Raw genomic sequence first — 14,657 nt, forward strand, 5'->3', positions numbered from 1 at the left:
ACTCTCGCGCCGTTTTGGTGCTGTACTGCACCGGGTCCCTCGATAAAGCGCAATGACCGCTGCTCTGGCATAAGTCTTGCGCGCTTTGTTTCCATGCCCTGGCTTGCAGGAGGCCGCCGTGTCGATTCATGTCGCGTTGCACCACGTTACGCATTACCGCTACGACCGCGCTGTGGAGCTTGGCCCGCAGATTGTGCGTCTGCGCCCGGCGGCCCATAGCCGCACGCGGATCCTGTCCTACGCGTTGAAGGTGCTGCCCGAGCAGCATTTCATCAATTGGCAGCAAGACCCCCAGGGCAATTACCTGGCGCGCCTGGTGTTCCCGGAAAAGACCGACGAGTTGCGCATCGAAGTCGACCTGGTGGCCGAGATGGCAGTGTTCAATCCGTTCGACTTTTTCCTTGAGCCCTACGCCGAAAAAATCCCCTTGCGCTACGCCGCCGACGAGCAGCGTGAGCTGGCGCCGTACCTGGAAACCCTGCCGCTGACGCCAAAATTCGCTGCGTACCTGGCCGGTATTGACCGTACGCCGCTACCGGCCGTGGATTTCCTGGTTGGCCTCAACCAGCGCCTAGCGGCCGATATCGGCTACCTGATCCGTATGGAGCCCGGCGTACAAACCCCGGAGTGCACCCTGGAAAACGCCTCCGGTTCCTGCCGTGACTCGGCCTGGCTGCTGGTGCAATTGCTGCGCAACCTGGGGTTGGCGGCGCGCTTTGTCTCCGGCTACTTGATCCAGCTGACCGCCGACGTCAAGGCCCTCGACGGTCCGTCCGGCACCGAAGTGGATTTCACCGACCTGCATGCCTGGTGCGAAGTGTATTTGCCCGGCGCCGGCTGGATCGGCCTGGATGCCACCTCCGGCCTGTTCGCCGGTGAAGGCCATATCCCGCTGGCCTGTAGTCCCGATCCATCGTCTGCCGCTCCGATCAGTGGGCTGGTGCAGCCGTGCGAGTGCGAATTTACCCACGAGATGTCGGTGGAGCGCATCTGGGAAGCGCCGCGCGTCACCAAGCCCTACACCGAAGAACAATGGCTGGCGATCCAGGCCCTGGGCCGGCAGATCGATGGTGACCTGCTCAAGGACGATGTGCGCCTGACCATGGGCGGCGAGCCGACGTTTGTGTCCATCGACGACCCCGACGGTGCCGAGTGGAACACCGCGGCCCTGGGCCCGGACAAGCGCCGGCTGTCTGCCGAGCTGTTCCAGCGCATGCGCAAGCACTATGCGCCCAAGGGCCTGGTGCATTTCGGCCAGGGCAAGTGGTACCCGGGCGAGCAACTGCCGCGCTGGTCCCTCAACTGCCATTGGCGTCGCGATGGTGTGCCGGTCTGGCACAACGACGCACTGATCGCCGATGAGCAGCAGGACTACGGCACTGATGAGGTGATGGCCGGGCGTTTCCTGGCGAGCATTGCCGAGCGCCTGCAGTTGCCGGCGCGCTTTGTGTTCCCGGCCTTCGAGGACAATTTCTACTACCTGTGGCGCGAAGGTGCCTTGCCGCAGAATGTCAGCGCCCTGGATTCGCGCCTGGACGATGAACTGGAGCGCGAACGCCTGCGCAAGGTGTTCAGCCAGGGCTTGGATACAGTTATCGGCCATGTGCTGCCCCTGGCGCGCACGGCGGCCAACGACCGCTGGCAGAGTGGCCGTTGGTACCTGCGCGACACCCACTGCCGGCTGGTGCCGGGTGATTCGCCACTGGGCTATCGCCTGCCCCTGGCCTCGCAGCCCTGGGTGACGGCGGCAGATTACCCCTTTGTGCATCCGACCGATCCCAATCAGGATCTGCCGGCGCTGGCCATCACCACGCCAGGCCTTGGCGAGCCTGCGCCCAGCGATGAGCGTGTGCCCAAGATCGACGAGTCTGCCGACTGGCTGACCCGTACCGCCTTGTGCGCTGAAGCGCGGGGAGGGCGGCTCTACCTGTTCATGCCGCCCCTGGAGCGGGTCGAGGATTACCTGGAGTTGGTGAGCGCCATCGAGGCCACCGCCCAGGAACTGCATTGCCCGGTGCTGCTGGAAGGTTACGAGCCGCCGAGTGACCCACGCCTGAGCAACTTCCGTGTGACGCCAGACCCTGGCGTGATCGAGGTCAACGTGCAGCCGTCCGCCACCTGGGACGAACTGGTGGAACGCACCGAGTTCCTCTATGAAGAGGCCCGGCAAACCCGCCTGACCACTGAAAAGTTCATGATCGACGGGCGCCACACCGGCACCGGCGGCGGCAACCACTTCGTGTTGGGTGGGGCCACGCCCAAGGACTCGCCGTTCCTGCGCCGCCCGGACCTGCTGCGCAGCCTGATCAGCTACTGGCATAACCATCCGTCGTTGTCGTACCTGTTTTCCGGGCTGTTTATCGGCCCGACCTCCCAGGCACCACGGGTGGATGAGGCGCGCAACGACGCGCTGTATGAGCTGGAAATCGCCTTCGCGCAGATGCCCGCGCCGGGCGAGGAATGCCCGCCATGGCGGGTGGACCGCTTGCTGCGCAACCTGCTGATCGACGTCACCGGCAATACCCACCGCGCCGAATTCTGCATCGACAAGCTCTACTCGCCGGATGGCGCCACCGGGCGCCTGGGCCTGCTGGAACTGCGCGCCTTTGAAATGCCGCCCCATGCGCGCATGAGCCTGACCCAACAGTTGCTGCTGCGCGCCCTGGTGGCGCGCTTCTGGCGCGAGCCTTATGCACCGCCAAAGCTGGCGCGCTGGGGCACGGAACTGCACGACCGCTTCCTGCTGCCGCATTTTATCGAGCAAGACTTTGCCGACGTGATCGTCGAGCTCAACGCCGCCGGTTACCCGCTGCGCGCCGAGTGGTTTGCGGCGCACCTGGAATTCCGTTTTCCCAAGGTTGGCGACTATGCCGTCAGCGGTATCGAGCTGGAGTTGCGCCAGGCCCTGGAGCCCTGGCATGTGCTGGGCGAAGAGGGCGCGGCGGGGGGCACGGTGCGCTATGTGGATTCCTCCCTTGAACGCTTGCAGGTCAAGCTCAGCGGCCTGCCGCCGCAGCGCTATGTGCTGACCTGCAATGGCGTGGCCGTACCGCTGCATGCCACCGGCCGGGTGGGCGAGTTCGTCGCGGGTGTGCGCTATCGCGCCTGGCAACCGGCCAATTGCCTGCAGCCGACCATCGCCGTGCATGCGCCGTTGGTCTTTGATCTGCTGGATACCTGGATGCAGCGCTCCCTGGGCGGTTGCCAGTACCACGTGGCCCATCCGGGCGGGCGCAATTACGACAGCTTGCCGGTCAATGCCAACGAAGCGGAGAGCCGGCGCATGGCGCGGTTCTTCCGTTTGGGCCACAGCCCGGGCAAATTGCCGGTGCCGGCGCTGGTGATCAACGATGAACTGCCGATGACCCTGGATCTGCGGCGCTTCGCCAATAAAAATGACTAAACACAACTCCACCTACTAGGAGCGGGCTTATGTGGGAGCGGGCCTGCCCGCGATGACGGAGTATCAGCCAGTACAGGCATTGGCTGACGCACTGCTATCGCGAGCAAGCCCGCTCCCACACACGGCCAGTTTCCACAGAGGATTTGCAGTGTTTGTTAGGTTAATCTGACTTCCCTTGCCCCTGCCGAGCGTTCCATGTCCGACTTGCTCGACCGTTACCCGCTGACTGCGGGCACTTATCACGAACTGCTGGATGACAGCGGTGCAGTGCGCGCCCATTGGCGGCGTTTGCTCGACCATCTGCAACGCAGCACCCCGGCGCAACTGGCCCAGCGCCAGGCCCTGCTGACCCGGCAGATCCAGGAAAACGGCGTGACCTACAACGTCTACGCCGACCCCAAGGGCGCCGACCGCCCCTGGGAGCTGGACTTGCTGCCCCATGTGCTGGCAGCGGATGAGTGGGCGCAGTTGTCGGCGGGCATTGCCCAGCGCGCCCGGTTGCTCAATGCGGTGCTGGCCGACCTGTATGGCCCGCAACGCCTGATTGCCGAAGGCTTGCTGCCGGCAGAGCTGGTGTTTGGGCATAACAACTTCCTGTGGCCGTGCCAGGGTATCCAGCCGCCCGATGGGGTGTTCCTGCACCTATACGCGGTGGACCTGGCGCGCACCCCGGATGGCCGCTGGTGGGTCACGGCGGACCGTACCCAGGCCCCGTCCGGCGCCGGGTATGCCCTGGAAAACCGCACCATCGTTTCCCGTGCCTTCCCGGATTTGTATCGCGACTTGCAGGTGCAGCACCTCACCGGGTTCTTCCGCACCCTGCAGGAAACCCTGGCCCGCCAGGCCCCCGGCGATGACCAGCCGCCGCTGATCGTGCTGCTGACCCCGGGGCGCTTCAATGAAAGCTATTTCGAGCACCTGTACCTGGCCCGCCAGCTTGGCTACCCCCTGGTAGAGGGCGGTGACCTGACCGTGCGCGACAGCACTGTGTACCTGAAAACCCTCAGCGGCCTGCGCCGCGTGCACGCGATCATGCGCCGGCTGGACGATGACTTCTGCGACCCCCTGGAACTGCGCACCGACTCGGCCCTGGGCGTGCCCGGCCTGCTGGGCGCGGTGCGCCAGGGCAATGTGCTGGTGGCCAATGCCCTGGGCGCCGGTGTGCTGGAGTCCCCTGGGCTGTTGGGTTTCCTGCCGAAGATCAATCAATTTTTGTTTGGCGAAGCACTGATCCTGCCGTCCATCGCCACCTGGTGGTGCGGCGAGGCCCCAGTACTGGCCGAAGCCCTGGAAAAACTACCGGAGCTGCTGATCAAGCCGGCGTTCCCCTCGCAAAGTTTTGCCCCGGTGTTTGGCCGCGACCTGAACGACGAACAGCGCCAGGCCCTGGCCGTACGCATGCAGGCGCGTCCATACGCCTACGTGGCCCAGGAGCTGGCGCAACTGTCCCAGGCGCCGGTCTGGCACACCGTGGATGATCATTTGCAACATCGCGCCATCGGCATGCGCATGTATGCGGTAGCCAGCGAAGACGGCTACCGGGTGCTGCCGGGCGGCCTGACCCGCGTGGCGGCGCAGGCGGACGCCGAAGTGGTGTCGATGCAGCGGGGTGGGGCGAGCAAGGACACCTGGGTGCTGGGCGAGCGTGCCCCCGGTGGCGAGCAATGGCGCGCGCAACGGGTGATCGGCACCCATGACCTGGTGCGCCGCGATCCGTACTTGCCTTCGCGGGTGGTGGAGAACCTGTTCTGGTTCGGCCGTTACTGCGAGCGCTGCGATAACAGTGCGCGCTGGCTGCGCATCGTGCTCGCCCGCTATGTCGATGGTGACGACCCGCTGGCCTTGCAGGCCGCCGTGGAGCTGGGGGAAAGCCTGCGCCTGCTGCCGGAGGAGGGTGAGTTGCCCGAGCGGTTGCTGCAGGCCCTGCTCGGTGATGACTGGCCGTCAAGCCTGCGCGCCAACCTGCAGCGTTTGCAGTGGGCGGCGTCCCAGGTGCGCGGCAAGCTGTCCCGGGAGAACTGGCAGGCCCTGGTGGAGTTGCAGCGCGAAGCCCTGGAGCTGGAAAGCGAGGCCCCGGACTTTGGCCAATTGCTGGACTTCCTCAACCGCCTGGTGATGTCCCTGGCGGCCTTGTCCGGCTTTGCCCTCGACGACATGACCCGCGACGAAGGCTGGCGCTTTTTGATGATGGGCCGGCGCATCGAGCGCCTGCAGTTTCTCAGCAGCAGCCTCGCGGCCTTCCTGCGCGGTGTGGCGGTGTTCGACCAGGCGGGGCTGGAGTGGTTGCTGGAGCTGGGCAACAGCAGTATCACCTACCGTTCGCGCTACCTGGCGGTGCCGCAATTGATTCCGGTGCTGGACCTGTTGCTGCTGGATGAACAGAACCCCCATGCGGTGCTGTTCCAGCTCAAGCTGGTGAGCCGCACCCTGTGCCGCCTCAACGATGACTTCGGCGTGCCCCGCGAGACCGGGCTGGCGCCGCTGGTGGAGCGCCTGTCGCGCTTTGACCTGGGCTGCCTGGAAAACCCGTTGTTTGGCGATGCCAGCGTGCGCGCGGCCCTCGATGGCCTGGCGGACCTGTTGCAGGCGGTCGCCGATGAGAGCGGGCAGGTCTCCGATCGCCTGGCCCTGCGCCATTTTGCCCATGTGGATGATGTCAGCCAGCAAACGGTGTCTGTGTGATGAGCGCGCGCTACCAGATTTTCCACGATACCCATTACCACTACGACAGCCCGGTGTCCCTGGCCCAGCAACTGGCGCACTTGTGGCCGCGCCCGTGTGCCTGGCAGCGCTGCACCTCGCGGCAACTGGAGATCAGCCCCGAGCCGACGGCGCGCCGCGATGAGCTGGACGTGTTTGGCAACCCGATCACCCGGCTGGCATTCGAGCGACCCCATGACGAACTGCTGGTCAACGCCGGGTTGACCGTAGAAGTGCTGGCCCGGCCCGTGCTGGACTTCAGCCAGTCACCGCCCTGGGACCAGACCCGCAACAGCCTGAGCTACAGTGGCCAGCCGTTGTCGGCGCAGGCGGTCGAGGCGTGCCGCTATCGTTTCGAGTCGCCCTACGTGCATTTGAAGAAAAACTTCGTCGCGTTCTCCGAGAGCTGCTTTCCCGCTGGCCGCCCGCTGTTGCTGGGGGTGCAGGCGTTGATGGAGAAGATTTTCAGCGAGTTCACTTTCGATGCCGAAGCCACCCAGGTCGCCACGCCGCTGGTGGAGGTGCTGGAGCGCCGAAGGGGGGTGTGCCAGGACTTTGCCCATCTGATGCTCGCCTGCCTGCGCTCACGGGGCCTGGCGGCGCGCTATATCAGTGGTTACCTGCTGACCCAGCCGCCACCCGGCCAGCCACGGCTGATCGGCGCCGATGCGTCGCACGCATGGGTCTCGGTGTTTTGCCCGCTGTCGGGCTGGGTGGATTTTGATCCGACCAACAATGTGCAGCCGGCGCTGGAGCACATCACCCTGGCCTGGGGCCGGGATTTTTCCGATGTCTCGCCGTTGCGCGGGGTGATCCTGGGAGGGGGCAGCCATGACCCGGAAGTGCGGGTGACGGTGATGCCGCTGGAATAACCGATGCGGTAGGGCCAATGCACCCGTGGCGAACGCGCTGTATGTGGCGCGCGTTTGCCACAGGTCAGGTATTCATTGGGCTTGTTGCTCAGGCCTCGGGTGCCTGGTCTTTCGGTGTTTGGGTATCGTCAGTCACCACTTCACCTTCGGCATCCGGGTTCAGTGCGCCTGCTTCTTCGTCGGCCGCAGCTTTCTTGCGTTGCAGCTTTTCCTCTTTCTTCTGTTCCTTGGCCAAGTCTCTTTGACGTTTGGCGAAGGAGTAATTAGGTTTTGCCATGGGCGATCCTCTGGGGTCGAAGGTGAGGTTGAGCGGCGGGTATTCTGCCTTTAAACGTGCCCCAAGGGTTAATCGGGTTTCAGAATCGCCTCTGCTGCTTAAACGTTAGTCCAGATTAACCGTTTCGTAAGTACCACTGGCGCCACAGGCGTAAGCGGCAAGCAGGCTGCATAACAGGCTATTGAGGTGCATGGCTCGGACTCCAGAAGGGGGGTGATGAGCCGATCATAAGCAGCGTGCGGCACTTTGGCCGGTTGATTCTGTCGATCAGTCTGATAGCCTAAAGTTGTATACAATTTGTTGATTCAAATCATTGGAACATCTGCCTGCCTCAGGCAACCTTGTCGCCTATGCGTTTTCTAAACCCTGCCTTGGAGATTCACATGTTTGCCAAAATCGTTGCTGTTTCCCTGCTGACTCTGGCTAGCGGCCAGTTGCTTGCTGCAGAGTGCAAGGTCACTGTCGACTCCACCGACCAAATGTCCTTCGACACCAAGGCCATTGAAATCGATAAGAGCTGCAAGACGTTCACCGTTGAGCTGAAACACTCCGGCAAGCTGCCAAAGAACGTCATGGGCCATAACTGGGTACTGACCACCGAAGCCGATATGCAGCCGGTTGCAACCGAGGGCATGGCCGCCGGTATCGACAACGATTATCTGAAAAAAGACGACGCCCGCATCATCGCCCATACCAAGATTATCGGCGCCGGCGAGACCGACTCGGTGACTTTCGACGTGTCCAAGCTCAAGGCTGACGGCAAGTACATGTTCTTCTGCTCGTTCCCAGGCCACATCTCGATGATGAAAGGCACTGTGACTCTGAAGTAAGGCCGCAGACCGCGTGATCGTTCATCGCAGGCAAGCCAGCTCCCACATTTGAATAAGTTCACAAATCAAACTGTGGGAGCGGGCTTGCCCGCGATAGCGGCCTGACAATCAATACACAACCACCAGGCCTACCTCAAGGCGCAAACGGCATCACCCGCTTGTGCCCAGTCTTGCGATAGGTCTCGCAGATAATCCTGAACGCTTCCTCGCGCACCGCTTCGCCGTGCAGGAATGCATCGATCTCGGTATAGGTCACGCCATGGGACGCTTCATCCGGCTTGCCCGGTGACAGGTCTTCCAGGTCGGCCGTCGGGATCTTCTCCACCAGCGACTCCGGCGCACCAAAGTACCGCGCAATCGCGCGTACCTGGTTTTTCACCAGCCCGCTCAACGGTGCCAGGTCGCAGGCGCCATCCCCAAACTTGGTGAAAAAGCCCATCACCGCTTCCGCCGCATGGTCGGTGCCGATCACCAGGCCGCTCGCCGCGCCAGCGATGGTGTATTGCGCGACCATGCGCATCCGCGCCTTGGTATTGCCCAGCACAAAATCGCGGGACATCGCCGCCTTGCCTTCAAAGGCCGCCACTTCATTGGCCAGGGCCTTGACCGCCGGGCCGATATTGACCGTGTGGCGCTCGTCGGGGTTGATAAAGTCGACGCTGGCCTGGGCATCGTGTTCGTCGAACTGGGTCTGGTAAGGCAGGCGCACCGCAATAAAACGGTAGGCCTCATCGCCTGTGCGGGCACGCAGCTCTTTCATTGCCCGTTGGGCCAAGAGGCCGGCGGTCAGGGAGTCGACGCCGCCGCTGATGCCCAGCACCAGGCTCTTGAGCCCCGAGTTGAGCAGGCAGTCCTGGATAAAGGTAATCCGCCTGGCCACTTCGGCTTCAAGGGCGGCGTGGTCCTGGAACGGTGGTTGGACCTTGAGCTGTTGGGCAATCTCACGCTGTACGGCTTGCATGATTCACTCCTCGCTAGAGATGGCAGGTACTTTGAAAACGTGGCGCAGATAGGCGACGAAATTCGGATCTGTGCAGTGGGTCTTGCCCGCTTCATCAGAGATCTTCGCCACGGGCTGGCCATTGCAGGCAGTCATTTTAAGCACGATGCTCATCGGTTCCACACCCGGAATGTCACAGGTCAGGTTGGTGCCGATGCCAAAGCTGACATTGATCCGCCCCCGCAGCGCGCGGAAAATCTCCAGGGCCTTGGGCAGCGTCAGGCTGTCGGAGAACACCAGGGTCTTGCTCATCGGTTCGATGCCCAGCTTGTGGTAATGGGCGATGGCTTTTTCGGCCCACTGCACCGGGTCGCCGGAGTCATGGCGCAGGCCATCGAACAGCTTGGCGAAGTACAGATCGAAATCGCTGAGGAAGGCATCGGTGGTGATGCAGTCGGTCAGGGCGATCCCCAAGAGGCCCCGGTACTCGCGGACCCAGCAGTCGAGGGCGGCGATCTGGCTGTCGATCAGCCGCGGGCCCAGTTGCTGGTGGGCCATGATCCATTCGTGGGCCATGGTGCCCAAAGGCTTCATGTCCAGCTCGCGGGCCAGGTGCACGTTGCTGGTGCCGACGAAACGCCCGGGGAAGTCATGCTTGAGCACATTCACCACTTCCTCCTGCACGCGGTAGGAGAAACGCCGGCGGGTGCCGAAGTCCGCGACCTGCAACTCAGCCAGCTCGTCGCTGCTGGCGTTGGCGGTCAGCCAGTCGAACTTGCGATACAGCTGCTCGCGGGCCTGCTCCAGGATGATGCTCTGGTAGCGATAGCGGTTGCGCACTTCGCTGACGATGGCCAGCAGCGGCACTTCAAACAGGATCACATGCAGCCACGGGCCACGCAGGCGGATAAACAACTCGCCGTTCTCGATGCCGGTCTGCACATAGCGCAGGTTGAAGCGGAACAGGCCGAGGAAGCGCAGGAAGTCCGGCTTCATAAAGCTGATGCGTTCCAGGAAGCCCAGCTGGTCGGGGCTCAGGCTCAACTCGGCCAGGCGCTCGATCTGGTAGCGGATTTCTGCCAGATAGGGGCGCAGGTCTTCGCTGTTACGGCAACGGAATTCCCATTCAACTTCCACGTTGGGGTAGTTGTGCAGCACCGCCTGCATCATGGTCAGCTTGTAGAAGTCGGTGTCGAGCAGGTTCTGCACGATGCGATCGGCAAACACACTCTCGCTCATAACGGGAATCTCCAAACAAGAATGGCGCTAGTGGCGCATAGACCTGTGTTGTTTTGCCAGAGGTTTTTTTGTCGTGGCCTCTGGCGTCATCCCAGGCAAGCCAGCTCCCACAGGAGAATGCATGCCAAATGTGGGAGCTGGCTTGCCTGCGATGGCGGTATTCCAGGCGTTAAACAGCCTGCTCCAGCATCCACTTCACAAAGTCCCGCACCTTGGGTACTTCGGCCGAATGCTCCGGGTACGCCAGGTAGTACGCATCCTGGCTGGGCAGTGCGTGCTGCCAGGGGATCACCAGCTTGCCGTCGGCCAGCTCTTCTTCCACCAGAAAACGCGGCAACAGCGCCACGCCACAGCCCACCTGGGCGGCGCGGATGCACATATAGAAGGTGTCAAAGCGCGGCCCATGATAGCTGTGCTCGGTCTGGTAGCCGAGGCTGGCGAACCAGTCGTGCCAGCCCTGGGGGCGCGAGGCATTTTGCAACAGCACCAGTTCGCTCAGTTGTGTGGGGTCGCGCAAGGGCTGGGCCGGCAGGCTGTCGGGGGCGCATACCGGCACCAGTTCCTCGCTGAACAGCTTCAGGCTTTCGGTGCCGGGTCTTGCGCCTGTGCCGAAGTAGAAGGCCAGGTCGGCCTTGCCTTGCAGCAGCTCGTCCGGCGTCTGCTCGTTGCACAGGTCCAGGTGGATCTGCGGGTGGCGCAGGCGCCAGCCCTTGAGCCGTGGCACCAGCCAGCGCGCGCCAAAGGTGTAGGGCGTCGATACGCGCAGTACTTCGGTCTCGCCGCCGTAGGAGCGCAGGTAGTGGGTCGACATCTCCACCTGGCTCAGGATCTTGCGCACTTCCACCAGGTACAGGTCGCCTGCCGGGGTCATCTGCAAGCGCCGGCGTACCCGGCGAAACAGCAGGTGCTGCAGCAACTCTTCCAATTGCGCGACCTGCTTGCTGACGGCGCTCTGGGTGAGGTTCAGCTCCTCGGCGGCGCGGGTGAAGCTCAGGTGGCGGGTCACGGCCTCGAAGCATTGCAGGGCGGTGATCGAGGGCAAATGTCTTTTATTGAGCACGGCACGCCTCTTTGGGGTTTGCATGAATAAACGGAATGATATCTCGCCTAATCGTCGTTTGTTGGCAAGCCTGGGGCCAGCTACAAATAAGGCCTGGATCGTCGTGCGGGGCGCGGCGCAATTTTTTCTTGCTGGATTGAAGGAGTGACCCATGGTTGCTGCATTGCTTGATCGTCTCGGTGTAGACCCGGCGTTGTATCAGGCGGGGAAACAGCCTGTGCATTCGCCTATCGATGGCAGCCGCATTGCCAGTGTGCACTGGGAAGGCGCGGCCGAGGTCGAACAGCAGGTCAGTCGCGCCGAGCATGCATTCGACGCCTGGCGCAAGGTGCCGGCACCCCGTCGCGGTGAACTGGTGCGCCAGTTCGGCGACCTGCTGCGCAAGTACAAGGCCGACCTGGGCGAGCTGGTGTCGTGGGAAGCCGGCAAGATCACCCAGGAAGGCCTGGGTGAAGTGCAGGAAATGATCGATATCTGCGATTTCGCCGTGGGCCTGTCGCGCCAACTGTACGGTTTGACCATCGCCTCCGAGCGCCCTGGCCACCATATGCGTGAAACCTGGCACCCGCTGGGCGTGGTGGGCGTGATCAGCGCCTTCAACTTCCCGGTGGCGGTGTGGGCGTGGAACACCGCGCTGGCCCTGGTGTGCGGCAATGCGGTGATCTGGAAACCCTCGGAAAAGACCCCGCTCACCGCCCTGGCCTGCCAGGCTTTGTTCGAGCGGGTAGCGAAGAACTTCAGCGACGCGCCGCCCTATCTCAGCCAGGTGGTCATCGGTGGGCGCGATGCCGGCGCCGCCCTGGTGGACGACCCGCGCGTGGCGCTGATCAGCGCCACCGGCAGCACGCGCATGGGCCGCGAAGTGGCGCCCAAGGTTGCCGCACGGTTTGCCCGCAGCATTCTGGAGTTGGGCGGCAATAACGCGATGATCCTCGGCCCCAGCGCCGACCTGGACATGGCCGTGCGCGCCATCCTGTTCAGCGCGGTCGGCACGGCTGGCCAGCGCTGCACCACCTTGCGCCGGCTGATCGCCCACGAGTCGGTCAAGGAAGACATCGTCACGCGGCTCAAGGCTGCCTATGCCAAGGTGCGCATCGGTCACCCGCTGCAAGGCAACCTGGTCGGCCCGCTGATCGACAAACACAGCTTTGAAAACATGCAAGACGCCCTGGAGCAGGCCTTGAGCGAAGGCGGCAAGGTGTTTGGCGGCAAGCGTCAGTTGCAGGAGCAGTTCCCCAATGCTTACTACGTGTCGCCGGCCATTGTGGAAATGCCCGAGCAGAGCGATGTGGTGTGCAGCGAGACGTTTGCGCCGATTCTGTATGTGGTGGGCTACAAGGACTTCACCGAGGCGCTGCGTTTGAACAACGCCGTGCCGCAAGGCCTGTCGTCGTGCATCTTTACCACCGATGTGCGCGAGGCCGAGCAGTTCATGTCGGCGGTGGGCAGTGATTGCGGGATCGCCAACGTCAACATCGGGCCGAGTGGCGCGGAGATTGGCGGCGCGTTTGGCGGCGAGAAAGAAACCGGCGGCGGGCGTGAATCGGGTTCGGACGCGTGGCGCGGGTATATGCGTCGGCAGACCAATACCGTGAACTATTCGCTGGAACTGCCGTTGGCCCAGGGCATTACCTTCGACTGAGCCTCCAGCCGAAATGCGGTCAATGTGGGAGCTGGCTTGCCTGCGATGGCGATGGCGAATCCAATACCGCTATCGCAGGCAAGCCCCACAGTTGATCGGGTTTGCAGTTCAACAATTGTTTGTTAGGTCTCATCCCGGAGTCTGGCAATGCCATTACGCGAAGCGTGTTTGTGGGAACACCTGACCCCTGGCCGGCCGGATCGCGCCGCGCTCACGGGCGAAGTAAAAGCCGATGTGTGCGTGATCGGCGCCGGTATCACCGGTTTGTCAGCGGCCATCCATCTGCTGGAGCAAGGTAAAAGCGTGTGCGTGCTGGAGGCCCATCGCACCGGCCATGGTGGCTCGGGGCGTAACGTTGGCCTGGTCAACGCCGGGATGTGGATCCCCCCGGACGAGATCGAAGCGGGTTTTGGCACGGCGGTGGGCAGCCAGCTCAACCGTATGCTTGGCGCAGCGCCGTCCCTGGTGTTTAGCCTGATCGACCAGTACCAGATTGATTGCCAGCTGCGCCGCGAGGGCACGTTGCACATGGCGCACAACGCCCGTGGCGAAGCCGACCTGCGCAGCCGCGAGGAACAATGGAAGCGCCGTGGCGCGCCCGTGGAGCTGCTGACCGGTGCCGCGTGCGCGCAGGCCACCGGCACCCAAAAGATTGCCGCCGCCTTGCTCGACCGGCGTGCCGGCACCTTGAACCCGATGGCCTACACCAGTGGCCTGGCCAATGCCGCGGTGGGCCTGGGCGGGCAGTTGTTCGATCATTCGCCGGTGACCCAACTGGAGCGCCAGGGCCAGTACTGGTCTGTGCAAACGGCCCAGGGCGCGGTGCAGGCGGCCCAAGTGGTGATTGCTTCCAACGCCTACACCGAAGGTGAATGGACCGAGCTGCGGCGCAATTTTTTCCCCGGTTATTACTATCAGGTGGCCTCCGCGCCCTTGAGCGATGCTGCCGCGCAACAGATCCTGCCGGGCGGCCAGGGCTCCTGGGATACCCGCCAGGTGCTGAGCAGCATCCGCCGCGATGCCGAGGGGCGGTTATTGCTGGGCAGCCTGGGCAACGGCAGCCAGAAACCCACCTGGTTCCTCAAGGCCTGGGCCGATCGCGTACAGCAACACTATTTCCCGTTCCTCAAGGCGGTGGACTGGGAATACACCTGGACCGGCTGCATCGCCTTCACCCCGGACCACCTGATGCGCCTGTTCGAGCCGGCGCCCGGTTTGGTGGCCGTCACCGGCTACAACGGGCGCGGCGTGACCACCGGGACGGTGGTGGGCAAGGCGTTTGCCGACTACCTGTGTCACCACAATCCCCAGGCCCTGCCGATTCCATTCGCCCCCATGCAGCCGCTGGCCGGGGCGGGCCTGCGCAGTTGCCTGTATGAAGCCGGGTTTTCCCTGTATCACGCCGGCCAATGCCTGCGAATTGTCATCTGATCAGCGAAATACCCCTCAAAAGCCGGCATTTTCTTAGCCGGCTACTAATCTGTATTGGTGCGAGTCGTAGCAGTGGCGCACTGTAAATGTGCACTTCCGTTACGCCCGTGGTTACAGATGCCTGAAGGGGCGCTTGATGGCTGGCTGACATCAGTCCAATGGGCGGGTTTCACTCTTTCGGGTCTCAGGTTGCACCTCTGCATTGCAGAGGGTTGCACGTCCCGGCAAAAAGGCCCCGAAACGCCTGTAATAACAATGACACC

General features: G+C 63.2%; 10 protein-coding genes. 6 read left to right on the forward strand and 4 right to left on the reverse strand.

Annotated features, from left to right (window positions below):
* Nucleotides 1-118 precede the first annotated feature (118 nt).
* From AO268_RS24700 to AO268_RS24710, 3 genes are all read left to right on the forward strand, one after another.
* Complete coding sequence (locus AO268_RS24700) at nucleotides 119-3,403, forward strand: transglutaminase family protein (protein ID WP_099170135.1); 3,285 nt, start codon at nucleotides 119-121, stop codon at nucleotides 3,401-3,403.
* Nucleotides 3,404-3,598: 195 nt separating this feature from the next.
* The gene (locus AO268_RS24705; RefSeq protein WP_099170136.1) at nucleotides 3,599-6,085 is read left to right on the forward strand and encodes a circularly permuted type 2 ATP-grasp protein; all 2,487 of its coding nucleotides are present in this window, start codon (nucleotides 3,599-3,601) and stop codon (nucleotides 6,083-6,085) included.
* Nucleotides 6,085-6,975, forward strand: a complete 891-nt coding sequence (locus AO268_RS24710; RefSeq protein WP_099170137.1) for a transglutaminase family protein — start codon at nucleotides 6,085-6,087, stop codon at nucleotides 6,973-6,975. The genes AO268_RS24705 and AO268_RS24710 overlap by 1 nt, the downstream gene beginning before the upstream one ends.
* 88 nt (nucleotides 6,976-7,063) lie before the next feature.
* On the opposite strand, the gene AO268_RS24715 is transcribed toward AO268_RS24710, so the two are convergent.
* Nucleotides 7,064-7,252 carry a hypothetical protein gene (locus AO268_RS24715; RefSeq protein WP_099170138.1) on the reverse strand — a complete coding sequence of 63 codons (189 nt, stop codon included), beginning with the start codon at nucleotides 7,250-7,252 and terminating at the stop codon, nucleotides 7,064-7,066.
* Nucleotides 7,253-7,635: 383 nt separating this feature from the next.
* On the opposite strand from AO268_RS24715, the gene azu reads away from it, so the two are divergent.
* Nucleotides 7,636-8,082 carry an azurin gene (gene azu, locus AO268_RS24720; RefSeq protein WP_076961557.1) on the forward strand — a complete coding sequence of 149 codons (447 nt, stop codon included), beginning with the start codon at nucleotides 7,636-7,638 and terminating at the stop codon, nucleotides 8,080-8,082.
* Nucleotides 8,083-8,215: 133 nt separating this feature from the next.
* On the opposite strand, the gene nadE is transcribed toward azu, so the two are convergent.
* The 3 genes from nadE to AO268_RS24735 form a co-directional block, all read right to left on the reverse strand.
* On the reverse strand, nucleotides 8,216-9,043 hold the full coding sequence (gene nadE / locus AO268_RS24725; RefSeq protein WP_099170139.1) for an ammonia-dependent NAD(+) synthetase: 828 nt from the start codon (nucleotides 9,041-9,043) through the stop codon (nucleotides 8,216-8,218).
* 3 nt (nucleotides 9,044-9,046) lie between these two features.
* Nucleotides 9,047-10,261 carry a nicotinate phosphoribosyltransferase gene (gene pncB, locus AO268_RS24730; RefSeq protein WP_076961555.1) on the reverse strand — a complete coding sequence of 405 codons (1,215 nt, stop codon included), beginning with the start codon at nucleotides 10,259-10,261 and terminating at the stop codon, nucleotides 9,047-9,049.
* Between the two features lie 169 nt (nucleotides 10,262-10,430).
* Nucleotides 10,431-11,321: a LysR family transcriptional regulator gene (locus AO268_RS24735; RefSeq protein WP_099170140.1), complete on the reverse strand. Its 891-nt coding sequence runs from the start codon at nucleotides 11,319-11,321 to the stop codon at nucleotides 10,431-10,433.
* Nucleotides 11,322-11,472: 151 nt separating this feature from the next.
* On the opposite strand from AO268_RS24735, the gene amaB reads away from it, so the two are divergent.
* Together amaB and amaA are read left to right on the forward strand one after the other, a co-directional pair.
* Complete coding sequence (gene amaB, locus AO268_RS24740) at nucleotides 11,473-12,963, forward strand: L-piperidine-6-carboxylate dehydrogenase (RefSeq protein WP_099170141.1); 1,491 nt, start codon at nucleotides 11,473-11,475, stop codon at nucleotides 12,961-12,963.
* Between the two features lie 147 nt (nucleotides 12,964-13,110).
* On the forward strand, nucleotides 13,111-14,394 hold the full coding sequence (gene amaA, locus AO268_RS24745; RefSeq protein ID WP_076961552.1) for an L-pipecolate oxidase: 1,284 nt from the start codon (nucleotides 13,111-13,113) through the stop codon (nucleotides 14,392-14,394).
* The last annotated feature ends 263 nt before the right edge of the window (nucleotides 14,395-14,657 follow it).

The sequence above is a fragment of the Pseudomonas sp. ICMP 8385 genome, from assembly GCF_002699915.1.
Classification (GTDB): Bacteria; Pseudomonadota; Gammaproteobacteria; order Pseudomonadales; family Pseudomonadaceae; genus Aquipseudomonas; species Aquipseudomonas gessardii.

Bases quoted from the DNA above. Each gene is read 5' to 3' on its own strand.
- AO268_RS24705 (WP_099170136.1), top strand. From the start codon at position 3,599: ATGTCCGACTTGCTCGACCGTTACCCGCTGACTGCGGGCACTTATCAC.
- AO268_RS24710 (WP_099170137.1), top strand. From the start codon at position 6,085: ATGAGCGCGCGCTACCAGATTTTCCACGATACCCATTACCACTACGAC.
- AO268_RS24715 (WP_099170138.1), bottom strand. From the start codon at position 7,252: ATGGCAAAACCTAATTACTCCTTCGCCAAACGTCAAAGAGACTTGGCC.
- azu (WP_076961557.1), top strand. From the start codon at position 7,636: ATGTTTGCCAAAATCGTTGCTGTTTCCCTGCTGACTCTGGCTAGCGGC.
- nadE (WP_099170139.1), bottom strand. From the start codon at position 9,043: ATGCAAGCCGTACAGCGTGAGATTGCCCAACAGCTCAAGGTCCAACCA.
- pncB (WP_076961555.1), bottom strand. From the start codon at position 10,261: ATGAGCGAGAGTGTGTTTGCCGATCGCATCGTGCAGAACCTGCTCGAC.
- amaB (WP_099170141.1), top strand. From the start codon at position 11,473: ATGGTTGCTGCATTGCTTGATCGTCTCGGTGTAGACCCGGCGTTGTAT.
- amaA (WP_076961552.1), top strand. From the start codon at position 13,111: ATGCCATTACGCGAAGCGTGTTTGTGGGAACACCTGACCCCTGGCCGG.